The sequence below is a fragment of the Mycobacterium liflandii genome (assembly GCF_022354805.1).
Taxonomy (GTDB): domain Bacteria; phylum Actinomycetota; class Actinomycetes; order Mycobacteriales; family Mycobacteriaceae; genus Mycobacterium; species Mycobacterium marinum.
In genome coordinates, this window is record NZ_CP023138.1 from 2,241,413 (window position 1) to 2,265,976 (window position 24,564).

General features: G+C 65.4%; 17 protein-coding genes and 5 pseudogenes. 9 read left to right on the top strand and 13 right to left on the bottom strand.

What is annotated here, in order from left to right; translation table 11 throughout:
* Window positions 1-2: 2 nt before the first annotated feature.
* A pseudogene (locus CKW46_RS10180) lies at window positions 3-1,105 on the bottom strand (homogentisate 1,2-dioxygenase).
* A gap of 315 nt (window positions 1,106-1,420) precedes the next feature.
* Between CKW46_RS10180 and CKW46_RS10185 the strand changes: the two are divergent.
* A complete protein-coding gene (locus CKW46_RS10185; RefSeq protein WP_238559542.1) occupies window positions 1,421-2,251 on the top strand; it encodes a PPE family protein in 831 nt (276 codons plus the stop codon).
* Here the strand turns inward: CKW46_RS10185 and CKW46_RS10190 are convergent.
* Window positions 2,248-3,451: pseudogene (locus CKW46_RS10190) on the bottom strand (ISAs1-like element IS2404/ISMul1 family transposase). The gene CKW46_RS10185 and the pseudogene CKW46_RS10190 overlap by 4 nt on opposite strands.
* Before the next feature lie 147 nt (window positions 3,452-3,598).
* Here CKW46_RS10190 and CKW46_RS10195 point away from each other — a divergent pair.
* Window positions 3,599-4,780 carry a PE-PPE domain-containing protein gene (locus CKW46_RS10195; RefSeq protein WP_482053118.1) on the top strand — a complete coding sequence of 394 codons (1,182 nt, stop codon included), beginning with the start codon at window positions 3,599-3,601 and terminating at the stop codon, window positions 4,778-4,780.
* 17 nt (window positions 4,781-4,797) lie between these two features.
* Here the strand turns inward: CKW46_RS10195 and CKW46_RS10200 are convergent, their stop codons facing one another.
* The 6 genes and pseudogenes from CKW46_RS10200 to CKW46_RS10225 form a co-directional block, all read right to left on the bottom strand.
* The gene (locus tag CKW46_RS10200; RefSeq protein WP_015354951.1) at window positions 4,798-5,769 is read right to left on the bottom strand and encodes an NADPH:quinone oxidoreductase family protein; all 972 of its coding nucleotides are present in this window, start codon (window positions 5,767-5,769) and stop codon (window positions 4,798-4,800) included.
* 42 nt (window positions 5,770-5,811) lie between these two features.
* Window positions 5,812-6,810, bottom strand: coding sequence for an acrylyl-CoA reductase family protein (locus CKW46_RS10205; protein WP_015354952.1), 999 nt, complete (start codon window positions 6,808-6,810; stop codon window positions 5,812-5,814).
* Window positions 6,811-6,915: 105 nt separating this feature from the next.
* A pseudogene (locus CKW46_RS10210) lies at window positions 6,916-7,557 on the bottom strand (amidohydrolase family protein); the annotation flags it as partial.
* Complete coding sequence (locus CKW46_RS10215; RefSeq protein WP_117435122.1) at window positions 7,527-8,567, bottom strand: VOC family protein; 1,041 nt, start codon at window positions 8,565-8,567, stop codon at window positions 7,527-7,529. The pseudogene CKW46_RS10210 and the gene CKW46_RS10215, both read right to left, overlap by 31 nt.
* Window positions 8,564-9,427, bottom strand: coding sequence for an alpha/beta fold hydrolase (locus CKW46_RS10220; protein ID WP_482053119.1), 864 nt, complete (start codon window positions 9,425-9,427; stop codon window positions 8,564-8,566). The genes CKW46_RS10215 and CKW46_RS10220 overlap by 4 nt, the downstream gene beginning before the upstream one ends.
* Window positions 9,424-11,037, bottom strand: coding sequence for a bifunctional 3-(3-hydroxy-phenyl)propionate/3-hydroxycinnamic acid hydroxylase (locus CKW46_RS10225; protein ID WP_482053120.1), 1,614 nt, complete (start codon window positions 11,035-11,037; stop codon window positions 9,424-9,426). Before CKW46_RS10225 ends, CKW46_RS10220 begins: the two co-directional genes overlap by 4 nt.
* Window positions 11,038-11,144: 107 nt before the next feature.
* Here CKW46_RS10225 and CKW46_RS10230 point away from each other — a divergent pair, with 107 nt between their 5' ends.
* The 5 genes and pseudogenes from CKW46_RS10230 to alsS all read left to right on the top strand — a co-directional run bounded on the left by CKW46_RS10230 (window position 11,145) and on the right by alsS (window position 16,348).
* Window positions 11,145-11,813, top strand: a complete 669-nt coding sequence (locus CKW46_RS10230) for a TetR/AcrR family transcriptional regulator (protein WP_015354957.1) — start codon at window positions 11,145-11,147, stop codon at window positions 11,811-11,813.
* Window positions 11,810-12,819: pseudogene (locus CKW46_RS10235) on the top strand (acetaldehyde dehydrogenase (acetylating)). The gene CKW46_RS10230 and the pseudogene CKW46_RS10235 overlap by 4 nt, the downstream one beginning before the upstream one ends.
* The gene (dmpG, locus tag CKW46_RS10240) at window positions 12,816-13,850 is read left to right on the top strand and encodes a 4-hydroxy-2-oxovalerate aldolase (protein WP_482053121.1); all 1,035 of its coding nucleotides are present in this window, start codon (window positions 12,816-12,818) and stop codon (window positions 13,848-13,850) included. Before CKW46_RS10235 ends, dmpG begins: the two are co-directional and overlap by 4 nt.
* Window positions 13,851-13,898: 48 nt before the next feature.
* On the top strand, window positions 13,899-14,675 hold the full coding sequence (budA, locus tag CKW46_RS10245; protein ID WP_482053122.1) for an acetolactate decarboxylase: 777 nt from the start codon (window positions 13,899-13,901) through the stop codon (window positions 14,673-14,675).
* 2 nt (window positions 14,676-14,677) lie between these two features.
* Entirely contained in the window at window positions 14,678-16,348 is a 1,671-nt protein-coding gene (alsS, locus tag CKW46_RS10250) for an acetolactate synthase AlsS (RefSeq protein ID WP_015354961.1), read from the top strand.
* 9 nt (window positions 16,349-16,357) lie between these two features.
* Here the strand turns inward: alsS and CKW46_RS10255 are convergent, their stop codons facing one another.
* The 3 genes from CKW46_RS10255 to hisN form a co-directional block, all read right to left on the bottom strand.
* Entirely contained in the window at window positions 16,358-17,563 is a 1,206-nt protein-coding gene (locus CKW46_RS10255) for an acyl-CoA dehydrogenase family protein (RefSeq protein ID WP_015354962.1), read from the bottom strand.
* Between the two features lie 54 nt (window positions 17,564-17,617).
* Window positions 17,618-19,015: an acyl-CoA dehydrogenase family protein gene (locus CKW46_RS10260; RefSeq protein ID WP_015354963.1), complete on the bottom strand. Its 1,398-nt coding sequence runs from the start codon at window positions 19,013-19,015 to the stop codon at window positions 17,618-17,620.
* Window positions 19,016-19,096: 81 nt separating this feature from the next.
* The gene (gene hisN, locus CKW46_RS10265; protein ID WP_015354964.1) at window positions 19,097-19,885 is read right to left on the bottom strand and encodes a histidinol-phosphatase; all 789 of its coding nucleotides are present in this window, start codon (window positions 19,883-19,885) and stop codon (window positions 19,097-19,099) included.
* Between the two features lie 23 nt (window positions 19,886-19,908).
* Here hisN and CKW46_RS10270 point away from each other — a divergent pair, with 23 nt between their 5' ends.
* Window positions 19,909-20,244: a hypothetical protein gene (locus tag CKW46_RS10270; protein ID WP_041298926.1), complete on the top strand. Its 336-nt coding sequence runs from the start codon at window positions 19,909-19,911 to the stop codon at window positions 20,242-20,244.
* Between the two features lie 18 nt (window positions 20,245-20,262).
* Here CKW46_RS10270 and CKW46_RS10275 read toward each other — a convergent pair whose 3' ends face one another.
* Window positions 20,263-21,411 carry a PPE family protein gene (locus tag CKW46_RS10275; RefSeq protein WP_012393355.1) on the bottom strand — a complete coding sequence of 383 codons (1,149 nt, stop codon included), beginning with the start codon at window positions 21,409-21,411 and terminating at the stop codon, window positions 20,263-20,265.
* 338 nt (window positions 21,412-21,749) lie between these two features.
* On the bottom strand, window positions 21,750-22,952 hold the full coding sequence (locus CKW46_RS10280; protein WP_482053392.1) for an ISAs1-like element IS2404/ISMul1 family transposase: 1,203 nt from the start codon (window positions 22,950-22,952) through the stop codon (window positions 21,750-21,752).
* 144 nt (window positions 22,953-23,096) lie between these two features.
* On the opposite strand from CKW46_RS10280, the pseudogene CKW46_RS10285 reads away from it, so the two are divergent.
* A pseudogene (locus tag CKW46_RS10285) lies at window positions 23,097-24,077 on the top strand (ISAs1-like element IS2404/ISMul1 family transposase); the annotation flags it as partial.
* Window positions 24,078-24,564: the final 487 nt, after the last annotated feature.

A 24,564-nucleotide genomic window follows, 5' to 3' on the forward strand; every position in this document is an offset into this window, starting at 1 on the left:
GGTCAGTGTTGCCCCAGGTCGTGGGCCAGCACCGCGGGCGAGGGTGTCAGGCGCCGGCGGGTGTCGACGGCGATGACCTGCCAGTCGACGCGGGAATATTCGGCGAACTTGCGCCGGGCCCGTTCCCGGGCACGTTCGGGTGCGCCGTGATGAACCCCTTGCGGTGCATGGGAAATCAGCCCCGGCGGCATCGGGATGCCGTAGAGCGAGCCGCCATGGAAAAACGCGATCTCGTCATAGTCGACGTTGCGGTGATACCAAGGTGTGCGCTCGGTCCCCGGAACTCCTTCGGCGGGTTTGGGCAGGAAGTTCATCACGCATACGCCGGTGGCCTGCATGAACAGGTGCACCGTCGGGGGCAGGTGCACACTGTCGGAGGTGATCACGTTGTAGTCGGCGATGTTGAAGGTGAAGGCGAAGTTGTCGCCCGCCAGCCTTCGACGTCGATCGGATTATGTTGGTAGAAAAGCGTTGTCGGGCCACCCTCATGTACGAGCCGGACTTGGTATTCGTCGCGCGCCCCCAACCCCGGCGGGTTATCGACGGGGGCCGGTTCGGGGATCACGGCTTGGGATGGGTCGAAGGGGAAGTGCCGGCCGAGCGCGCCCGGGGCGGGGACGCGGAACTCGTCGGTGGCCTCCACCATGAGCAGCGTCGTCTCGGTGTCCGGCAGCTGGCGCCAGGTGGTCGCCTTCGGGATATACACCCAGTCGCCGGTGCGGTAACGCAGCGGCCCGAACTCGGTTTCCAGCAGCCCGGCGCCGTCGTGCACGAAGCACAGCAGGTCGCCGTCGACATGGCGGTTGTAGAACGGCATCACTTGGTGGCGGCGACTGAGCAGGATGCGGCAGTCGGCGTTGCTGAACATCAGCAGCGGGCCGCCGTTGGCGTCGGTGGCATCGCTGGGCTCGAGCTGGTCGGCCAGCACGTCGACGGGGCGCAACGGTCCCACCGCGCGGTAGGCGGTGGGGTCATGGCGACGGTAGAGGTTCGCGGTGCGGCCGGTGAACCCGCCGCGGCCGAGCTCGTCGTCCTTGAGCCCGTCGAGGTCGGCGTGCAGGCGCCGCGGTGTCCTGCCTTTGCGCAGGTGAACGAACGATTCCATGGGTGCTCCGGGACTCGTCGGATACAAAACTAAAAGTGACATTACTTTCTCTTTTGGTGGTGAACAAGGGCCCTGCGCGCAGCTTCGCGCGAGTCGGGGGCCGGCCTCGGCAACGCCGCACCATCAGGGCGCCGGTCGATCGGCTGAAAACGTTCAATTTCGAAATGCCTGCGCATTTCGATGTCTGTGCGACCGCAATTGCGCCGGCGACATTGGGCTGAAACGTGAACGTCATTCGGCCGTCTGGGCTAACGTTCGCGCCATACGCTTGCGTATTGCTGGTCCTGCTCGATCCGGATGAACGAGGTGGGTTAGGTGAATTTTGCCGTGCTATCGCCGGAGGCAAATTCGGCTCGAATCCTTTCCGGTCCGGGGCCGGGACCGTTGTTGGCTGCGGCGGCAGCTTGGGATGGGATCGGCCAAGAGCTGGCCGCGGCGGCAAGCGCGTTTTCTTCGCTGACCTCCGACCTGGCCGGGGCGGCGTGGCAGGGCCCGTCGGCGGCGGCGATGGCCAGCGTCGCGACGTCGTATGTCCGGTGGCTGGGATCCGCGGCGTCCGGCGCGGTGCAGACTGCGCGTCAAGCCGCGACGTCGGCTGCGGTGTTCGAGGCAGCGCGCACGGCCACGGTTCCGCTGGAGCTGGTGGCGGCGAACCGATCTGCGTTGATGTCGATGGTGGCCGCCAACGTGTTTGGGCTGAATGCCACGGCAATCGCGGCGATCGAGGCGCAGTACGAGCAGATGTGGGCTCAAAATGTGGGTGCGATGTTCGGCTACCACGTCGGAGTCTCGGAGGCGCTCTCTGGGCTCGCGCCGTGGCAGGAGGTGCTGTCGGGTGTGTCGGGTCGAGTGGCGAGCGCGCTGGAAGGGACCTCCGCGGCCGCCGCGGCGGCGCTTGGCCCCACCGCGCTGACCGCGGCGGGAAGCGCGCTACCGGCCGCCGCGACCGACGTCACTTTGGTGATTGGCGGCAGCGGCTTCCCGATTCCATCACAGAGCTATGTGGACAATGTGGTGAACAATTTCGTTACCCCCAATTTCCCGAGTTTCACGGTGAGCAACGCGATCTCCCTGTTTACCCCCGCTGAGTCGTATTGGATTACCGGCATCAAGACCATGACCCAGGGCTCCGGCGTTGTTGATTAGCAGGCTTGTGAGCTGGGGAATTGTGGATTGAGGAGGTCTAGGCGGCGGTTGGCGGTCAAAGCGGTGATCCGGCAGGCTTCGGCGATGTTGTCGGCGCCGTTGAGGCGGTGCAGATTGATCGCGGTGTTGCGTAGCGTTGCTAGGACCTGTGCGCCGTTTCCGGTATGTGCCCTTTGACGGTCTTCGTCGAAGGTGACGTCGCGTATCCAGTGCAGGCTGTTCTCGATTCCCCAGTGTTGACGCATCCAGGTCATGATCGCGGTAGGGCGGGCGTGCTCGAACGGCAGGCTGCAGATGGTATAGACCACCTCCACGCTGCGCTGGTCGGTGGCGGTGATCAAGCGTTCACGAGTGATCCGGATGATTTGTTTTGCGTAGGGGAAGCCGATTCCTCGTGCAGCGGTGATGATTTGCAGGGTGCGGGTCTCGACACGGCCGTGGCCGCGGGAGTCGTCGGTAGCGGCTGTGGGCACCTCGGCCCAGGGCAGCGCGGTGATACGCGCAAGTATTTTGGCTTGGTTGGACTTGACGATCATCAGGTAGTGCGACTTCAAGGTGGCGCAGATCAACTTCGCGGTGACGACCTGGGTATGCATCGCATCCACGGTGACCAGCCACCGCAAGCTACCCGGCAGCAGCGTGAGCAGGGCACGTACGCAGGGAATTTCATTGCTTTTCTCGGCGACAGCGAGTTGACCGAGCACCAATCGGGCACGGTGGGCGAACACCGACACGAGATGCGTGGCTGTCGCTTTGGCGCGTAAAGGCACCACGCAGCATCTTGCCGTCCAACGCGATCGGCACCAATCCACTGGGGTCGCTGCTGGCCACGTGTGCAGTGAAGTAACTGCCCATCCTGGCGTTGAGGTCGGCGGGGTCTAGCCGAGACAAAACATCGCGGAAGGTCTTCTCACTGGGCCGCCGGAACCGGACCCCTAATTAGGCCAACACATCATCGGGAGCGGTGGCCGCCCATGTAGCAAAACCAGCATAGCCGCGCATCCCCGCGGCAGTGGCCAGAACCGCGATCGCCAACAAAGCCATCAGCGAATACCTCCGACCGCGTGGGTCCCTCGGGTCTGGCACCGAGACCAACACATCGAGAAACTCCGATCCGATGAGCTCGCTACGCTCACCAGGACTCCAGCGGTCGAACACCTCTGGAACCGACGACACAGGCAATACTGAAACGGTAGGCACGGGCAACTCCAGACCAACGACGAACAGTAACCAACTCGATCGTTCTCCAGATAGCCCGTGCCTACACTCCGGCCCCAATAGCGCGGCACCAAAGATCATCAACCCAGCTCACAAGCCTGCTAATCAACAACGCCGGAGCCCTGGACCATGACCGAGGACGCGTCGTGGGCCGAGGGTCTCACCATCCTCGATACCGCGATCAAAGCGCAGCTCGCCGCCGGCAACAACGTTGTCGTCCAGGGCTACTCGCAGGGCGCCGGGATCGCGTCGCTGGAGATGTCCAACCTCAAAGCGGCGGGGGTGCCGACCGGGTCGGTGAGTTTCTCGCTGATCGGTAACGCCATGAACCCCAACGGGGGGCTATATGAGCGTTTCGCCGGCCTGGTTTCACCAAGTCTGGGCAAAACATTCTGGGGCGCAACGCCCGACAATTACTACACGACGGACGTCTACACGCTCGAATACGACGGCTTCGCGGACTTCCCCCGGTACCCGCTCAACTTCGTGTCCGACCTGAACGCCATTATGGGCATTTACTACGTGCACACCCAATATCCGACTCTCACCGCCGCGCAAGTTGCTACCGCATTCACCTTGCCGACGGAGGGGGCAACGATGACCACCTACCACATGATTCCGACCGAGAACCTGCCGCTGCTGGAACCGCTACGTGGGGTTCCGTTTATCGGGAATACCCTGGCAGATCTGGTGCAACCGGACCTGAAGGTGCTGGTCAACCTGGGCTATGGCGACCCCAACTATGGCTATTCGACCGGACCGGCCAATGTGCCGACGCCGTTTGGTTTGTTCCCGGATGTCGCCCCAGCCACGGTGTTCGACGCATTGGTCGCCGGCACTCAGCAGGGCATCAGCGATGCCGCGGCCGATATCGGTGCGTGGCAGTTGTCGTCGTTGCCCGACATTTCGCTCTCGGGCATCTCCAACGCCCTTGGCTCGGATCCATGGTCGGCGCTGAGGAACGCGACCTTGCCCACGCTTTCGGTATCGACGATCGAGAACGCCATCAAGGGCGTCCAGACCGCGACTACCGATATCGCCAATACCATCTCATTCGATGCCACCACGGCGTACGCAACCTTGCTGCCAACCGCGGATGTGGTGAACGCGATGGTCACGACGCTTCCGGCTTACAACCTCAAGCTTTTCCTGGACGGAATTCTGCAGGTCCTCGATGGTGATCCGGCCGGATTGATCTATGCACTCGGGGCACCAATCGCCGCCGACACCGCGCTGGTGACACTGCTGGCCGGCTTCAACCTCTACGCCTACTTGTACGCGTTCAACAAGATCTTGCCGGGGGTCCTCTGAGTCGCTCGCGATGCCACTCAGCCCCGTACCCGCAGCACCACTTTGCCGCGGGCGGTGCGATTCTCCAGCGACGCCACCGCCGCGCCGGCCTGCTCGAGCGGATAGACCGCTGGCTCGGGAGGGGGTAACGCGCCCGAACTCAGCAGACTCTCGAGGGCGGCCCACTGCTCGGCCAGCGCGCCGGGGTGGGTTCCGGCCCAGGCGCCCCAACCGACGCCGACCACATCAATGTTGTTCAGTAGCAGCCGATTTACCTTTACCGTCGGTATCTCCCCACCGGTGAAGCCGATCACCAGCAGCCGCCCGGCCGGAGCCAGTGAGCGAAGCGAATCGGTAAACCGGTCACCGCCGACCGGGTCGACAACCACGTCGACGCCGCGGCCGTTGGTGAGCTCCTTGACCGTGTCCTTGAACCCGTCGGCGAGCACCACGTCGGTGGCACCGGCGGCCGTCGCGATTGCGGACTTCTCCTCACTGCTGACCACCGCGATGGTGCGAGACGCGCCCAGCACCGGGGCCAGCCGCAGCGCCGAGGTGCCGATGCCGCCGGCCGCGCCGTGCACCAGGACCGTCTCGCCGCGCTGTAGGCGGCCCCGGACGGCCAGGGCGAAGTACACGGTCAGATCGTTGAACAGCAAGCCCGCTCCGGCTTCGAAGCTGACGTTGTCGGGCAGCCGGAACACCCGGTCGGGCGCGAGCACCGCGACCTCGGCCATGCCGCCGGAAAGCATGGTCAAACCGACGACCCGGTCGCCGGCGCGCACGTGGCAGTCCGGTGGGGCGCTCCGAACCACACCGGCGATCTCGGCCCCGAGCACGAAGGGAAGCTGCGGTCGGTATTGATAGAGGCCGCGAGTGAGCAACGCATCGGGGAATGCCACCCCGGCGGCATGCACATCGACGACCACCCCGTCGCCGGTTGGTTCGTCGACCTCGGCCACCTCGACCGCGTCCGGACCATCGAGCCGAGTCACCCGTATCGCGCGCATGCCACCTCCGTTGTCAGCTTCGACCCTCAATGAGGCCCCAATCTAGAACGCGCCGGCCACCCGCACCACAGCCCGGCCGGTGAATTCGCCCGCGCGCAGTTGATCGAGCACACCGACCACGTCTTTGATGTCGACATCGGTGGTGAGATCGTCCAGACGGCGGGGCCGCAACGAATCGCCGAGAAGTGACCACAGCCGCCGGCGCGGGCCGATGGGCATCAACACCGAGTCCATACCGAGCAGCGCGATGCCGCGCAGGATGAACGGCATGACCGTGGTGTGCAGCGCCGCCCCGCCGGTCAGGCCGCTGGCGGCCACCGCGCCTCCGTAGTCGACGGTGCTCAGAACGTCGGCCAGCGTCGCGCCGCCCACGCAGTCCACCGCCGCGGCCCAGCGGGCCTTGGCCAACGGTCGCGGTTTGGCATCGGGATCGGCCGGCAGCCGGCCGATGACCTCGGCGGCCCCCAACGATTTCAGTAGCTCGGCGGCCTGAGGTTTGCCGGTCGAGGCCACCACCTGGTAGCCGGCGGCCGCCAGCAGGTCGACGCTGATCGAGCCGACCCCGCCCGAGGCGCCGGTGACGACGACCGGCCCGGCGTCGGGCGCCACGCCCCAGTTGATCAGCGCCTGAACACTCATCGCCGCGGTGAAACCGGCGGTGCCGATGGCCGCGCCCTCACGCGGACTCAATGTGCCCAGTGCCACCACCTGGTCAGCGGGCAGCCGAACGTATTCGGCGTAGCCACCGTGGCGGCCGGTGCCGATTTCATAGCCGTGCGCCAGCACCAGGTCGCCAACGCTGAACTCGGGCGATTGGGATTCGACGACTTCTCCGGTCAGATCGATGCCCGGAACCACGGGGTACTTACGCACCACACCGCCCCCGGGCGTCAACGCCAGCGCGTCCTTGAAGTTGACACTCGAGAAATGCACCCGGATCGTCACGTCGCCAGGGGGCAGATAGTTGGGTGTCAGCGTCCGGATCGACGCGGTGATCCGATCCCCGTCCTGATGTGCGACCAGCGCATGAAACGTGTCCATAGCGCCCTACGCTAACCTGACCGGCGCCGGTGCGAACTCGCGGTGGCGACACGTCCGGCGCGCGGAACTAGCCGCCCGAATTCATCAGCCGCGCAACGCCACGCGGCGATGACTGGCATAGGGGACAAACCCGCCGGCATGGCTGAGCACGAACTTGATATCCGGATACCGCTGGCGGATGCCATTGCGCACCAACAGATGGGCCGCCCGGGTGGTGTCGAGCAAGAAGTCGCCGGCCCATGGGGCAACTCCGGGAACCGCCGGGCCGGGCAGTTCGGCGGGATGGACGAACACCACCGCGGCGCGCGAATTCAACGCGGTGAACAGGTCGTCCTGGCCGTCTTCGCCGAGATAGACGCCAGCGTGGTTGGCCAGCAGCACGACACCGTCAGCCTTCAGATCATCAAGTGCACGAACGGTTTCGGCCACGCTCTGGTCGAGATGGGGCATCGGTACGGTAGCGAAGAACCCGAACTGCGCTGGTCGGCCGGCGACGACATCGGCCGCGTAGTCGTTGATGTCGCGCGCTAGCGCCGCGGCATCGCTGGCCTGGGGCAGGAAAGCGGTTGCGGGTGCCGATACCGACAAGATCGCCGCACCGACGGTGAGTTCGGCCATTGCCTGCAGCGACCCCGCTGGACTCCAGTCCGGCAGCGCTCGCCCGCCCGCACCATCGACGCCCGCATTGCGCAGCGCGCGACGATAGTCGGGCGGAATCATGTGGTGGTGAGTATCGATTCGCCAGATCGCGAACTCCTTGCCGGGCCGCAGAGCGGCGCCACGTTGTCCTCGCGCCGCAGCAACGAACGCCCCGCCGTCTTGAACTGGGCCAACTTGTCGATGATGTGCTGTCCCTCTGGAGTATGGCCCCAAATGCTGATTCCCTGGTAAGTCGTCGGCTCCCAGGTGGATTCGTCGACCACGATGGGGTTCCAGCCGAGTTCCCATTCGAATCCTGACGGTGTCACCGCGTAGTAGGACAGTTCCCGGTCGTTGGTGTGCTGTCCGACGCTGTGCGCCAGCCCAAACCCCAGTTCCCTGATGCGCTGATAGGACGCGGTGAGATCGTCGAGGTCGGCGACCTGCACGTTGACGTGTTGCACTCGGGTGCGGATCGGGTTGATCGGCAGGCGGTTTGCTGCGGCGATGGCTACCGAGTGATGTCGCTGGTTGACCCGCAGGAATCGGATCTTGAACTTGATGCCGCTGATCGTCTCATCGATGAAGTCGCTCAGTCGCGCGTCGAACACGGTGTCAAAGTAGCCGCGGACTTCCTCTGGCCTCTTCGACGTGATGGCCACGTGTCCGATGCCGCCGGCGCCGGTGACGAAGCCGCCCCGCGCGCCGATGTTCAATGGCGCTGGGCATGGGCGCGGCTCGGCGTAGATCTCCTGGGTCAGGCCGTTGGGCCCGGGGAATCGCGCGAGCCGCGCCACCCCGCGCAGGGAGGCTTGTTCGGCCGAACCTTCGATGATCGGAACGCCGTGGCGCCGAACCCGATTGATGATTTCCTCGAATGTGTTGTGGTCGTCGAGTTGCCAGCCCAGGGCCGTGACGTCCTCCGCCGGTCCGTGCTGTAGCAGGAAGCGGCATTCGTTGCCGTCGAGGCGAAACCGCATGGTATCGGCGAGTGAGTCATCGACGTGCAGGCCGATCGCGTCTCGGCCGAACCGGCGCCAATCGGAGAACCGGTTGGTCTCGATGACGATGTAGCCGAGCTGCACGTTGCCGAACACCGAGCGTCCCGTGGTGCTCATGATGCGAAAGCCGAACTTTGCGAGAGGAATTCGGCAACCAGCTGATTGAACAGTTCGGCGCGCTCCCACTGCATCCAGTGACCGGTGCGCGAGGTCATGACCAACTCGGCGTTGGGCATCAGGTTCAGCAGCTTCGGACCGCCGGCCGGGCGGTTGATCTTGTCGTCGCGGCCCCATAGCACCAGGGTCGGCGTGGCTAACTGCCGGAGTCTGCGGTCGCGGGTGAGGTCCATGCGCCACAGGGTGCGAAGCCCGTTCGGGCGCCGTAGCGGCGGGTCGGCGATCACAGCCGGGTCGATGGAGGCCTGGTAACGCAGGTCGATCAACTCGTCGGGCACCGAATCTCCCTCGTATACCAGGTAAGTACGGATCAGGTGCGCCAATTTGGCCCGGCTCGGCCCGTCGCCGGCGTAGTAGGACAACAGGGTCTTGAGTCCCGCCGTGGGCGCGCTGCGCGTGGTGCCGATCCCACCGGGTCCCATCAGTACCAGCCGCTCGACCCGGTGCGGGCTGTCGAGGGCCAACCGCAGTGCGGCGGCACCGCCGTAGGAATTGCCGACCAGATGTGCCGACGGGATCCTCAGTTCGTCGAGCAGCCCGCGGATTGCGCTGGCCAGATAGCCGAACGGGTCGGACTGATCCACGCCTTTGCTGGAGCGGCCGTAGCCGGGCATATCCGGAATGATCAGCCGGAACCGCTGCGCGAGTAGGTCGATGTTGCGCGCGTAGTTGGAAAGGCCGGTTGCGCCGGGACCTCCGCCGTGTAGTAGCACCACGGTGGGCCCGCTGCCGGCCTCGGCGAAGAAGATCGGCTTTCCATCGACGGTGACGGTGCGTTCGGCGAGCGTCGTGGTGGTCATGCCAGTGCCTCGATCTTCATGGAGGTGGGGAGGGTGTTGCCGAAGTGGCCGGCCGGAGGTGGTGGCAGTGGACTCCCGGATTCGGCAGCGGCATAGACGAATCCGTCCGGGCGCAACACCACGGCGCTCGCGTGCTTGCGCGCCAGCCAGCGCAACAGCGTGCCACCGGAATCGCGAATGCCGTCCAGGCGCGCACCCGATTCGGGCGTGCCCAATCGCACCGCGGGCACACCGCGCTGTGTCCAGGCCTGGCTACCCGTTGGGGCGTCTCCGGTATGCAGCAGCACCCACTGACTGCCGAGAATGTCGTCCAGGCGCGCGGTCGCACCATTGCCATCGATGACCCATGGCTGCGGAATCTGCCAGCCGACTGCGCGATGTCCGCGAGCCAGGAAGCCATCCTGATACCGGGCGGGTGGGATCCACATGGCCCGCTGCAGCCGGGCCATCGCCGACGGGAACCGGGTCAGGGCGCGCCCCAGGCCATTTCGAACGGCGGCAGCTGCCCGGCGGCGCTCGGTGATGAGGCGTCCGGTGAAGACCGCGCGCCGGGTGACCTCGGTGACGTGCGGCTTGCGCTCGTCCTGGTAGGAGTCCAGCAGCGAGTCCGGTGCGTTTCCGTTCAACACGGCGGCAAGCTTCCAGCACAAGTTGGCCGCGTCCCGCACCCCTGCGGACATGCCCTGGCCGATCCACGGCGGCATGGCGTGGGCGGCGTCGCCGGCCAGGAAGATGCGTCCGATGCGCCAGCGGTCGGCGACGCGGACGTGGTGGCAATAGATCACCGCGCGCAGGATCTCGACCTCGTTGTCGGTGATGCCTTGTGCGTTGAGGACTCGCCAGATCGCTTCCTCGCGGACTAGCTTCTGATCGGCCTCATCGGCACTGGCGGGATACTCCCAGCGGTGATGGCCAAGTGGGGTCGGGCAGTCGACGGTGGGGCGGGCCGGGTCACAGTGGAATCGCAAGCGGTCGTGTGCATCCCAGGCGCGCCGCACCTTGGTGTCGATGACCACCCATCGTTCGGCGTAGGTGCGGCCGGTGTAGCCGACGCCGAGCTGACCCCGGGTGGGTGAGGAGCCGCCGTCGGCCGCGATGACGTAGCGGGCGCGCAGCCGCTTGAATGTATCGGTACGCAGGTCGGCCAGCAGCAGCTCGGCCGCCGCGTCGTTGTTCAGCACCCGCAGGCATTCGTGCTCGACCAGCACCTCGACATTGGCGAACCGGGCCACGCCCGCGCGCAGTACCTGGTCGACCGCGGGCTGATACAGGAACTGCTGGGGTGGATGGCCACTGCCGCGCGGCTCGATCTTCATCTCGATGAAGGGCACGCCGTGGGCGTCGACAAACGCGATTGGCCGGTCCGGCAGCATGTCGGACTGCAGGCGCTCGGCCAGGCCGACGGACTGCCAGATGCGCATCACCTCTTCGTCGGTGGAGATGGCCCGGGCCCTCCCATAGATGTCCGGATCACGTTCTATGACTACCACTTTCATGCCAAGCTGACCCAATAGGTTGGCCGCGGTGGCGCCGGTCGGTCCGCAGCCGATGATCGCCACGTCGTAGGTCGCTGCCTCAGACATCGCTTCGGTCATCGCCGCTGTTGTCATTGCCGTCTCACATCCGCCTGGGCTCCGCCGGAGCTTGTACTGTAGTGATCGCTACGGTAGTGTAGTGATGACTACAGAGTCAAGGGGTGATCGACGAAGGAGGCTTCATGGCCAAGGAAACCGAATCCCGGCCCCGCAAGCGCGCACCGCGCCGGGGCCGCGCCGACGGGGAACTGTCGCGGGCCCGGATCCTGGACGCGGCGACCGAGATCGCGGCCGAGCGCGGTTATGAAGGCACCAGCATTGCGTTGGTGAGCGCGAAATGCGGGCTGCCGGCCAGTTCCATCTACTGGCACTTCAAGGACAAGGACGATCTGATCGCCGCCGTGATCGAGCGTAGCTTCGGCGCCTGGCTGACGGCGTGGCAGCTTCCCGAGGGGCAAAGCGGAGACGAAACCATCCAGGGGACTGAGCAATTCGTAGGACTGGCAACACAGACCGCTAAGGCCTTGTTGGATTCACCGGACTTCATCCGGCTGGGCCTGATGCTGGCGCTGGAACGTCGGCCGGCCGAGCCGCGGGCCCGAACCATGTTCCTGGAAGTCCGAGCCCAGGCGTTCGGGCAGCTCATTGGAAACTTCGGCAGGTTCATGCCGGGGTTGACCGAAGCGCAGATCTACCAGCTCGCGACCTACGCAATGGCGGGTCCCGACGGCTTGTTCATCGCCAAGGAAATCGACGGCGACGCGGTCAATCTCATCGAGATGTTCGAGTTGCACGGCCGCGCGCTCTACGACGCGGCCCGCCGGTTCATCGAAGACGGGGCAACACGATGAGCCTGGGCGCCGCCGACGTCGGTGCTGGCGCGGGTCCGCCCGGCCAGCATGCGGGCGCAGTGGACAACTGGCCGGTGGCGATCATCAGCTCCGGTGTTGTCGGCACCGATCTGATGAGCAGGATCGGCAATGGCGACGGACGGCTGCGGGTGAGCGCGATGGTTGGCACCAACCCGCACTGTGACGGCCTGGCCCGGGCGGCCGCCGCAGGGATCTCGACCAGCCCAGGTGGGGTTGACGGGCTGCTGAGCATGCCCGAGTTTGCGAATATCCGCCTGGTTTTCGACACCACCAACCCCGGCGCACACCAGAGCAATTGGGCGCGGCTGGCCGATACCGGCGTACGGATGCTCGACCTCACCGCGTCCGCGATCGGCCCATGCTGCGTGCCGGCAGTCAATCTCGATGCCCAGCTCGACGCGCCGAACCTGAGCATGGCGACCTGCAGCGCACAGGCGGCGGTGCCCATCGTCGCCGCGGTGCGCCGGCACGGGGTGGTGCGCTATGCCGAAGTTGTTTCTGCCATCGCCTCGCAGGCCCTGGGGCCGGCTGAGCGGGTGACCCTCGATGAATTCGCCGAACTGACCACGACCGCGGTCCAAGAGCTCGGCGGCGCGCGCCGGGCCAAGACGCTCACGATCGTCAACCCCGCCGATCCACCGATGCCGATGCGCACCACCGTCTTCTGCCTGGTTGACCAAGCTGACGAGGTGGCTCGGATCGAGGCGGACGTACTGGCCGTGGTCGACGGAGTCCAAGCCTTGCTGCCCGGCTACCGGCTCAAGCATCGCGTGCAATTCGAGCGGTTGGGCAGCGGCAACACGCTCTACATTCCGGGGACGGGGGAGTTCGGTGGCACTCGGATCACCGTTCTGCTCGAGATCACCGCTGCCGGGGGTACCTGCCAGCCTGCGCCGGAAACGTCGCGATCGTGACGTCGGCGGCCAAGGCCACCGCCGAGGCGATCGTCGAACGCCACGCTCAAACGCTAAAGGCGAAAATATGATTGGCGATCTGTACATCAGCGACGTCACCTTGCGCGACGGCATGCACGCGGTGCGTCACCAGTACGGCATCGCCCAAGCCGTGGCGATTGCCAGGGCCCTCGACGATGCGGGGGTCGACTCCATCGAGGTCGCCCACGGTGACGGGCTGGGCGGGTCGAGCTGCTGTTACGGCTTCGGCGCGCACACCGACCTGGAATGGATGGAAGCTGTCGCCGGCGCTGTCGATCGCGCCAGGGTGGCGACATTGCTGCTGCCCGGGATTGGCGGCGTCGCCCACCTCGAAGACGCGCACCGCGCCGGCGCGAGCGTGGTTCGGGTGGGTACCCACTGCACCGAAGCCGATCTGGCTGCTCGCTACTTCGGGGCCGCCCGTGACCTCGGTATGGACGCCGTCGGATTCCTGATGATGAGCCACCTGACCACCCCGAAATTGTTGGCCGAACAGGCCAAACTGCTGGAGGGCTATGGGGCGTCCTGCGTGTACGTCGTCGACTCCGGAGGTGCGATGACCGGCGCGGCCGTTGCGCAGCGATTTGACGCGCTGCGCCAGAACTTGGATCCGGCAACAGAATTGGGCATCCATGCGCACCACAATCTGTCGCTGGGCGTGGCGAACTCGGTGGTGGCCGTCGAGCATGGTGCCCGCCGCATCGACGCCTCGCTGGCGGGCATGGGTGCCGGGGCGGGAAACGCGCCCCTGGAAGTGCTCATCGCCGTGGTGAACCGGCTGGGCTGGACGCACGGATGCGAGCTGAACGCCCTGGAAGACGCCGCCGACGACCTGGTACGGCCGCTGCAGGACCGGCCGGTGCGCATCGACCGCGAGACGCTGACGCTGGGCTACGCCGGCGTATATTCGAGCTTCCTGCGGCACGCCGAAATCACCGCCGGGCGTTACGGGGTGGACGCGCGCAGTCTGCTCGAGGAGGCCGGTCGCCGCGGCCTGATCGGCGGGCAAGAGGACTTGCTCGTCGATATCGCTCTGGATCTGGTCGGGCCGGCCGAGCCGTTGGCCCACGGTGCGCCATGATGGGTTAGGGGAGCCGCTGCCTGCTCGTCTGGAAGGAGACCCGAAAAGATGCCGGCCTTTGACAGGGAGCTTGGCGCCTTGCGCCGTTGGGCCCAGGCGATCCTGAACCGGCGTCGCGACGGTGAGATCTACCAGACATCGACCATGGGAGCGTTGCTCAGCGGGGTTTATGAGGGTGATGTCACCATCGGTGAGCTATTGCGCCACGGTGACTTCGGTCTGGGCACTTTCAACCGGCTGGACGGCGAGATGCTGGTGCTCGACGGAGTCTGCTACCAGCTCCGCAGCGACGGCAGCGCCACCGTAGCCGATCTGGACGAACGCACGCCGTTTGCCGCGGTGACCTGGTTTCGCCCCGACCACACGATCGACGTTTCGGCTCCGTGTGATCGCGCCGCCCTGAAGTCGGTCATCGACGCGGCCCTGGAAAGCGCGAATCTGATGGTGGCCGTGCGGGTTAGCGGCCAGTTCAGCTCCATCCGCACCCGTACCGTCAGCGAGCAGCGGCCACCCTTTCGCCCCTTCACCGAAGCTACCCAAGACCAGCGCGAGGTGACGTTCACCGAGGTCAGTGGCACGCTGGCGGGATTCCGGATGCCGGACTACGAACAGGGCATTTCGGTGGCCGGCTATCACTCACACTTCATCGACAGCGAGCGCCGCCACGGCGGGCACACCCTCGACTATCGGCTGATGGCCGGGACCGTGGAAATCGGTATCCGATCCGAACTGCATCTGAGCTTGCAGCACACCCCGGCGTTTCTCAACGCGGAACTCGACCAGGACGATTTGGATGGACAGATCCGGCGGACGGAGGGCGATTGAGCATGAGCGACGGCGGCGTGCGCTCGGCGCAACGGGTGGTCGAGACATTGAGCGCCTACGGGGTCCGATACCTCTTCGGTGTGCCCGGGGCCAAGATCGACTCGGTATTCGATGCGTTGCGCGACAGCGAACTCGAGGTGGTGGTCTGTCGCCACGAACAGAACGCAGCGTTCATGGCGGCCGCCGTCGGTCGGCTGACCGGCACCCCGGGGGCCGCGCTGGTGACTTCGGGGCCGGGCACCACCAATCTGGCCACCGGCCTGGTCACCGCGACCACCGAGCAGGATCCGATGGTCGCGATCTGCGGTGCCGTTACCCGCGCCGACCGACTCAAGCGCACCCATCAGTCGATGGATGCCGTCGCGGCGCTCAAGCCCTTCACCAAGTACACCGGCGAGGTCACCGACCCTGACAACGTGCCCGAAACCGTCGCCAACGCGATCCGGGCGGCGGTGACGGTTCCACGCGGCGCGGCGGCGGTGGTGTTGCCCGCCGACGTGTCCAGCGCGCCGACCACCGCCGCCATCGTGCGCCCCACTCGGGTGGCCACACTTGGCGCGGCGCCGCCCGAATCAATCGCGGAGGCGGCCAAGCTGATTCGTGCCGCCGAGCGGCCGGTGCTGTTTGTCGGACTTCGGGTCGGCGACCCGGCACCGTGTGCGGCGTTGCGTGCCTTGCTGGCCGCCACCGATCTGCCCGTCGTGGAGACATTCCAGGCCGCCGGGGTGGTATCGCGCGAACTCGAGAATCGTTTTGTCGGCCGCGTCGGACTCTTCCGCAATCAGCCGGGCGACATCCTGATGGGGCATGCCGATGTGCTGGTGACCATCGGCTTCGACCCCGTCGAATACGACCCGCGGCTGTGGAACACCGATCCGACCAGGACGCTCATCCACATCGATGAAGTGCCCGCCGAGGTCGACAACCACTATCAGCCAACGCTGGAGCTGCGCGGCAACATCGCCGCGACCCTGACCGAGTTGACTCGGCGAGTCGATGGCCTGCGATCCTCGGATGAGGCGAACGCCGCCCAGGCCGACCAGCGTGCGGCGCTGCGCCGTACCGATGAGCAAGCCCGCAACCATCCCGACGGTGCACAAGGTCTGAACCCGGCGGCCGTGGTCCTCAAGATCCGTGACCTGGTTGATGATGACGCCACCATCGCATGCGACGTGGGGTCGCACTATATCTATATGGCTCGGCACGTCCGGGTGTATCAACCACGCCGGCTGTTGTTCTCCGATGGACAGGAGACGCTCGGAGTCGCACTCCCGCGCGCCATGGCCGCCGCGATGGTGCGCCCCGGCACCCAAGTGGTGTCAGTGTCCGGTGACGGCGGCTTCCTGTTCAGCGCGCAGGAGCTGGAGACCGCAACCCGGCTGGGGCTAGATCTCACCCACGTCATCATGCGCGACAACAGCTACGACATGGTTGGTTTCCAGGAAGTGCTCAAATACGGCCGCACATCGGGTGTCGAGCTAGCCGACTACGACGTGGTCCACTACGCCAAAGCCTTTGGAGCCAAGGGAATCCGGATCCACAGCATGGACCAGTTCGCCGAAGTGTTCCGGATGTCGCTGGCCGAACCCGGCGTCACGCTCATCGATGTGCCCGTCGACTACAGCCGCAACATCGAACTGTTTGCCGACCTGCATGACGGGGTGCTCGACTGAATCCCCGGGCTACTTGAGCTCGGCGGACGACATGCCCAGCAGTCGACGAGCGACAACCAGCTGCTGGATCTGTTGGGTGCCCTCGAAGATGTCCAGGATCTTGGAGTCGCGGCCCCACTTCTCCAACAGCAGCTGCTCGGAATAGCCAGTGGTGCCGGCCAGCTCGACCACCTTGAGGGTGACGTCACTGGCCATCCGGCCAGCCTTGGCCTTACTGATCGAGGCTTCCTTGGAGTTGGGGATCTTGTTGTCCGCCTGCCATGCCGCGCGCAGCGAAAGCAGGTAGCTGGCTTCCCAATCGGCTTCCATCCGCAGGAACTCGGCCGCGGCGGCACTCTGGGTGTACGCGGGCCGGTCGTAGTCGATGTCGATGCCGGCATCGGTGAGGATCTTGCGGATCTCCTCCAAGGCGGCGCGGCCAATGCCGACAGCCATGGCGGCCACGATCGGGCGAGTGTTGTCAAAGGTTTCCATGACCCCGGAGAAACCCTTGCCCACTTCGATTTCCGGCTTGCCCAACAGGTTGTCTTTGGGGATGCGCGCGTTGTCAAAGCGGATTACGGCGGTGTCGGAACCCTTGATGCCGAGTTTGTGCTCGAGCCGTTCGACGATGACGCCGGGATGTTCGCGTGCCACGATGAACGACTTGATCGCCGCCCGGCCCTTCGACTTGTCGAGGGTGGCCCAGACCACGATGTGAGTGGCGCGCGATCCCGCGGTGACAAAGATCTTCTCGCCGTTGATCACGTACTCGTCGCCGTCGAGGGTGGCCGTGGTCGACACGGCGGCCGAGTCGGAGCCGAAGGCCGGCTCGGTGATGGCCATCGCCGCCCACACCTTGCCGAGGCGCTCCAGTTGCTCGTCGGTGGCCACCGCCGAGATCGCGGCATTGCCCAGGCCCTGGTAGGGAATCGAGAGCATCATCGCGACGTCGGCCCAGCTGGCTTCCATGGTCTGCACCAGGGCCGCCATGTTGGCGCCGTTGTGGTTCTCGTCCTTGCTGTCTTCGGAGCCGCGCAGCGCGTCGGCTCCGGCGAAGTTGTAGGACTCCGAGGCTCCCTCAAACAACGTGATGAGGGTGTCCAGCTCGACCGGGTACGCGTGTTCCTTGAGGTCGTACTTGCGCGCGATCGGTCGAATCAGCTCCGCCGTGCCCTGGTGGGTCTTGGTGATGATCGCTTGTAGCTTGCGCGGGATTTCTAAATTGATTGCCATGATTGATCTTTCGCTTGAAAGGCCGGAAAGTCTTGGTTGACGACTGGTTGCGGACTAGATGACGACTACGCCCTCGGCGACGCCGATGGCCCGCAGGTCGCGGTACCAGCGCTCGACCGGGTGCTCCTTGGTGTAGCCGTGCCCGCCCAGCAGCTGCACGCCGTCCAGGCCGATCTGCATGCCCTTGTCGGAACCGAGCCGCTTGGCCAGTGCGGCCTCGCGGGCGAACGGCAGACCCTGCTCAGCCCGTGACGCGCCGCGCCAGGTGATCAACCGCAGACCGTCGAGCTCGATGGCGATGTTGGCGCACATGAACGCAACGGCTTGACGACGCGCGATTGGCTCGCCGAAGGCTTCGCGCTCCTTGACGTAGGGGATGACGTAGTCGAGCACCGCGTGCGAGGTGCCGACGGCCAGCGCGGCCCAGCCCAGCCTGGCCAGGGCGATGGCCTCCGAGTAGTCGGCGTCGGTGGCCTGATCCTCACCCAGCCGGGCGCTCAGCGGTACCGAAACCTTGGAGAGTTCGATCTGGCCCAAGGCGGCGGCGCGAATGCCCATGCTCGGGTCCGCCTTGACGATCAGTCCGGCGGCCGAGGACTCCACGATGAACAGTGCCGGCTTGCCGTCGAGCTGGGCGGCGACGATGAACAATTCGGCGTCGGCCGCAGCGGGAACCAAGGACTTCACGCCATCGAGGCGGTAACCGGACGGGGTGCGCACCGCGGTGGTCTTCAGCCGGGTGGGATCGAACAGCGGTTGCGGCTCGGCGATGGCCACGCAGGCCTGCGGGACATTGTCGCCGGCGAACTCGCTGAGGTAGGTGGCCTGCTGGTCGGCGCTGCCCCAATGGGTCAGTGCCGATGCCACGCCGCCGGGCGCCAGGATCGGCAGCGCCAGCCCCATGTCGCCGTAGGCCAGGGCCTCGGCCACCAACGCGTTGGTCACCGTGGAGCGCTGCTCGGCGATCCCGTCGAAGTCCTCGGGAATGTTGATCGCGGTGATGCCCAGTTCGGCGGCCTTGGCGATGAGATCGGCGGGATAGCTGATGGCTTCGTCGGCGTCGTGAGCGGCCGGACGCAGGATCTCAGCGGCGAACTCCTGCACCGTCTCGACGATCATCTTCTGGTCGTCGTCGGGCGTGAGGTCGAAGTAGTCCTTGCCGCTGGACTTGAGCCGGACCGGGCCGCCGCCGCGCAGGTTCTGTACCCGCTGGAATTGACGGTTCGCCTTGCCGGAGGTGGAGAACATGGTCTTCACCCCGTAGCGCAGGCCCCGGTTCAGCGGATCGCGCAGGTTGTACTTGTCCAGAAATTCCTGGCCGATGATCGGGGTAAGGAATGCCAGTGCCACGTCGATTCCGGTTCGTTTGTGGGGTTGCATCCCCAGCGAGGTTTGGCGGTCGTCGCGTGAGCGAGAGCGCTTGGCGGAAGGGGCGGGAAGTGTTTCGGTCATGTCAGCAAGCCTCTGTCGTTGGGGCAGTGCGATAACCGTATCTTACTCCTGAGTAAGATAGATAGGGGCCTGTTAGTTAATTCACACCCGGTCGCTGCGAAGCCGGTTGAGGACCTGTTCGTGCAGCAGGCCGTTGCTCGCCACGGCGCTGCCGCCGTGCGGGCCGGGGGTGCCGGCCAGGCTGCTGAATTGCCCGCCGGCCTCACGCACCAAAATGTCCAGCGGGGCCAGATCCCACACCGACACCTCCGGTTCGGCGGCGATGTCGATGGCCCCTTCAGCGAGCAGGCAGTAAGAGAAGAAGTCGCCGTAGGCGCGCACGCGCCATACCGCATCGGTCAGGTCGACGAATTGTCCGCGCAATCCGAGTTGGGCCCACCCGGACAGGCTGGAGAAGGAGAGACTGGCCGAATTCAGTTCTGCCACAGAAGAAACCGCTATCCGGCGCGGCGGTCCACCCTGGACCGCGGTGAAGGCGCCCTGACCCCGTCCGGCCCACCATCGTCGCTGCAATGCGGGGGCGCTGACCACCCCGATGGATGGGACGCCGTCTTCGAGCAACGCGATCAGGCTGGCCCACACCGGCACCCCGCGGACGAAGTTCTTGGTGCCGTCTATCGGGTCGATGATCCACTGGCGTCCGCGCAGGGTCGTGGTACCGCCGTATTCCTCGCCCAAGACGCTGTCGCCGGGGCGCTCACGTTGCAGCGCCGCACGTATTTCAGTCTCGACCGCCCGGTCTGCGTCGGTGACCGGGGTCAGGTCCGGTTTGGTGTCTACCCGCAGGTCGAGCGCCTGGAATCGGGCGCGCGTCACTGCGTCGGCACGGTCGGCGAGTGCCAGCGCAAGGTGCAGATCCTGCTCACTCATGCCAGCAGTCCTACCATGGCGGCGTGGGATGGGAATTCGGCGTGTTGCTCATATTGGTCGCGGTGCTCTTGGCGTTTCTTGCCCCGCGGTTCCTTCCTCGTGGTCCCCGCGGTGCCCTGGCCAGCGGCACCTTGTTGGTGACCGGAGTGAGCCCGCGGCCAGACGACGCCGTCGGCGAGCAGTACGTGACCATCACCGGCGTCATCAACGGGCCAACCGTCAACGAATACACGGTGTATGGGCGGATGGCCGTTGACGTAGATCAGTGGCCGTCCACCGGGCAGGTGCTGTCGGTCGTGTATTCCCCCAAGAACCCCGACAATTGGAACTTCGCGCTCGAAGAACCGCCCGAGGACTAGCGGGCTTGGCACGCGATCTCACCCGGCCGCCGGGGGGTGTGCCATCACGGTGAGCCGGACGCCGTAGCGGGGCAGCACGCCCGAGGCCCGTGTTGCGGGCGGCGCGACCATGCCCGGAAAGCCCGGTGAACCCGCGGCGGCAGCCTCCTCGGTCCCCGGGATCGTGGTCAGCCCGGACGGCGACAGCGCCGAGACCATCCGCGCCGACGGCGCGGACCAGCTGGGCGGAACCGACAATTGGCCGATCGAGCCCGACCGTCCGACGCTGGCGGCCACCGCACTGCCCAGCCCGCCGCCGGAGGCGGCGCTGGCGGGAGCGGTTGACGAAATCAGCGAGCCGAGCCCAAAATCGCTGGGCGTTACCTCGGCAGGATTTTCTGATGAGCCGATCAAGCCCAAGTTGTTCTCGGCGCCGATGACCCCGGCGCAGAACGACTCGATGTCCTGCGTGACGCCGACCGTCGCATAGGCGCTGAAGACGCCGTCGAGGATCGTGAAGTCATCGGGGAGGATGCTCGGTATCGCCTGTATTGCCCCCAGCGACTGAGTCAGCGACGAAACCAGTTGGGTAATCGGATCTGTGGCGGCGGCGGTGGCATTGGCTTGGGTGACCGCGGTGCTTTGCGCGGCAAGCCCAGCCGGGCTGGTTGCCTGGTTCGGAGAAGAGAACGGCGTCAGCATGCCCGCTGCCGCCGAGGTGGTGGCATAGCCGTACATCGCCGCGGCGTCCTGGGCCCACATCTCCGCATACTGCGCCTCGTTAGCCGCGATCGCCGAGGTGTTCTGTCCGAAGAAGTTCGTCGCGATCAGCACCAGCAGCTGCGCGCGGTTGGCCGCGACCAGGGGTGGCGGCACGGTCATGGCGTATGCCTGCTCGAAGGCCAACGCTGCCGTCCTGGCCTGGATTGCGGCCTGCTGCGTCTGCTCGGCCGTCCGATACAGCCAGCCGACATAGGGGGCGGCGCTGGCCGCCATCGATTCCGATGCCGGGCCACGCCAACTCAAGTCGGTCAGACCCGTCAGGATCGACCCACATGTTTCGGCCGTGGTACCCAGCTCGGCTGCCAGCGCATCCCAGCTGGCCGCGGCCGCCAGCAGGGAGCCCGAACCAGGGCCGGTGTACATGCGGGCGGAGTTTACTTCCGGCGGTAATAGCGAGAAATCCATTGGTACACAGCTCCTTAGTTGATGTGAGTGTTGAACCCTTCGCGATCGGCGGCGGCGTCGTCGGCGGCCGTTGTGGTGGGCTGGGGTTACTCAAATATCTAGAATTTCCGCAATTGCGGTGGGGGATTGACGCAAAATGTGCGAATCACGTGAAATGCCACCCGCGGTGGGTTGGCGCGCCCGCGGCAGTTGGGCGTCGTGACGGGCTTAACCAGGCGCAATCAGGCGCCAGTCGCCGCCAGGGGCAGGTGACGTCCGCCAATCGGTGGCGGGCCTCGTGCGCGTGGCATGCGGGCGACCTTCGGTTCAGGCTTGCCCCAGGGCTCCGGCGTTGTTGATTAGCAGGCTTGTGAGCTGGGGAATTGTGGATTGAGGAGGTCTAGGCGGCGGTTGGCGGTCAAAGGGGTGATCCGGCAGGCTTCGGTGATGTTGTCGGCGCCGTTGAGGCGGTGCAGATTGATCGCGGTGTTGCGTAGCGTTGCTAGGACCTGTGCGCCGTTTCCGGTATGTGCCCTTTGACGGTCTTCGTCGAAGGTGACGTCGCGTATCCAGTGCAGGCTGTTCTCGATTCCCCAGTGTTGACGCATCCAGGTCATGATCGCGGTAGGGTGGGCGTGCTCGAACGGCAGGCTGCAGATGGCATAGACCACCTCCACGCTGCGCTGGTCGGTGGCGGTGATCAAGCGTTCACGAGTGATCCGGATGATTTGTTTTGCGTAGGGGAAGCCGATTCCTCGTGCAGCGGTGATGATTTGCAGGGTGCGGGTCTCGACACGGCCGTGGCCGCGGGAGTCGTCGGTAGCGGCTGTGGGCACCTCGGCCCAGGGCAGCGCGGTGATACGCGCAAGTATTTTGGCTTGGTTGGACTTGACGATCATCAGGTAGTGCGACTTCAAGGTGGCGCAGATCAACTTCGCGGTGACGACCTGGGTATGCATCGCATCCACGGTGACCAGCCACCGCAAGCTGCCCGGCAGCAGCGTGAGCAGGGCACGTACGCAGGGAATTTCATTGCTTTTCTCGGCGACAGCGAGTTGACCGAGCACCAATCGGGCACGGTGGGCGAACACCGACACGAGATGCGTGGCTGTCGCTTTGGCGCGTAAAGCACCACGCAGCATCTTGCCGTCCAACGCGATCGGCACCAATCCACTGGGGTCGCTGCTGGCCACGTGTGCAGTGAAGTAACTGCCCATCCTGGCGTTGAGGTCGGCGGGGTCTAGCCGAGACAAAACAGCGCGGAAGGTCTTCTCACTGGGCCGCCGGAACCGGACCCCTAATTGGGCCAACACATCATCGGGAGCGGTGGCCGCCCATGTGGCAAAACCAGCATAGCCGCGCATCCCCGCGGCAGTGGCCAGAACCGCGATCGCCAACAAAGCCATCAGCGAATACCTCCGACCGCGTGGGTCCCTCGGGTCTGGCACCGAGGCCAACACATCGAGAAACTCCGATCCGATGAGCTCGCTGCGCTCACCAGGACTCCAGCGGTCGAACACCTCTGGAACCGACGACACAGGCAATACTGAAACGGTAGGCACGGGCAACTCCAGACCAACGACGAACAGTAACCAACTCGATCGTTCTCCAGATAGCCCGTGCCTACACTCCGGCCCCAATAGCGCGGCACCAAAGATCATCAACCCAGCTCACAAGCCTGCTAATCAACAACGCCGGAGCCCTGCACATGGGCGGCCACCGCTCCCGATGATGTGTTGGCCCAATTAGGGGTCCGGTTCCGGCGGCCCAGTGAGAAGACCTTCCGCGCTGTTTTGTCTCGGCTAGACCCCGCCGACCTCAACGCCAGGATGGGCAGTTACTTCACTGCACACGTGGCCAGCAGCGACCCCAGTGGATTGGTGCCGATCGCGTTGGACGGCAAGATGCTGCGTGGTGCTTTACGCGCCAAAGCGACAGCCACGCATCTCGTGTCGGTGTTCGCCCACCGTGCCCGATTGGTGCTCGGTCAACTCGCTGTCGCCGAGAAAAGCAATGAAATTCCCTGCGTACGTGCCCTGCTCACGCTGCTGCCGGGTAGCTTGCGGTGGCTGGTCACCGTGGATGCGATGCATACCCAGGTCGTCACCGCGAAGTTGATCTGCGCCACCTTGAAGTCGCACTACCTGATGATCGTCAAGTCCAACCAAGCCAAAATACTTGCGCGTATCACCGCGCTGCCCTGGGCCGAGGTGCCCGCAGCCGCTACCGACGACTCCCGCGGCCACGGCCGTGTCGAGACCCGCACCCTGCAAATCATCACCGCTGTACGAGGAATCGGCTTCCCCTACGCAAAACAAATCATCCGGATCACTCGTGAACGCTTGATCACCGCCACCGACCAGCGCAGCGTGGAGGTGGTCTATGCCATCTGCAGCCTGCCGTTCGAGCACGCCCGCCCTACCGCGATCATGACCTGGATGCGTCAACACTGGGGAATCGAGAACAGCCTGCACTGGATACGCGACGTCACCTTCGACGAAGACCGTCAAAGGGCACATACCGGAAACGGCGCACAGGTCCTAGCAACGCTACGCAACACCGCGATCAATCTGCACCGCCTCAACGGCGCCGACAACATCGCCGAAGCCTGCCGGATCACCCCTTTGACCGCCAACCGCCGCCTAGACCTCCTCAATCCACAATTCCCCAGCTCACAAGCCTGCTAATCAACAACGCCGGAGCCCTGCTCGGGAGGGTCACAAGCGCTAAGCAACTGCCGGGGTGCGAAACGCTGAATTCGCGTCCGAGTGGGAGCTGGCTAGCGTCGCGCCGAGCTTACAACCGGCCGGCGGTCGCGCCAGTGCGCGGCAATTTGCGGGACAGGCGCCGCTTGCACCTGAAATTGCACTGTGGGATAGCTGTATAGCGGCTATTAAAGGGCGCTATTGGGTATTCGCTGCGTTGGCCGTGAGTCGTTTGTTGACTTTTGGTCACGTTGAATCTAAACGATCATGCGACGTTTGCCGGCCGGCTTGTCTCCGGCGCATGGTTCCGGTTTGCCGTGCCGGCTAGCTGGGGCTCAGGGCTGTTTGCTGCCCGTTGCCGCGCGCTTGGCCGAGTCGGGCCGCATCGACGAACGGGGAGGCGGAAAGCCCAGCTCCACTGGGCCGGGAGGGCCCAGCGGATGTCGAACTCGCAGCGGGCACGCACCGC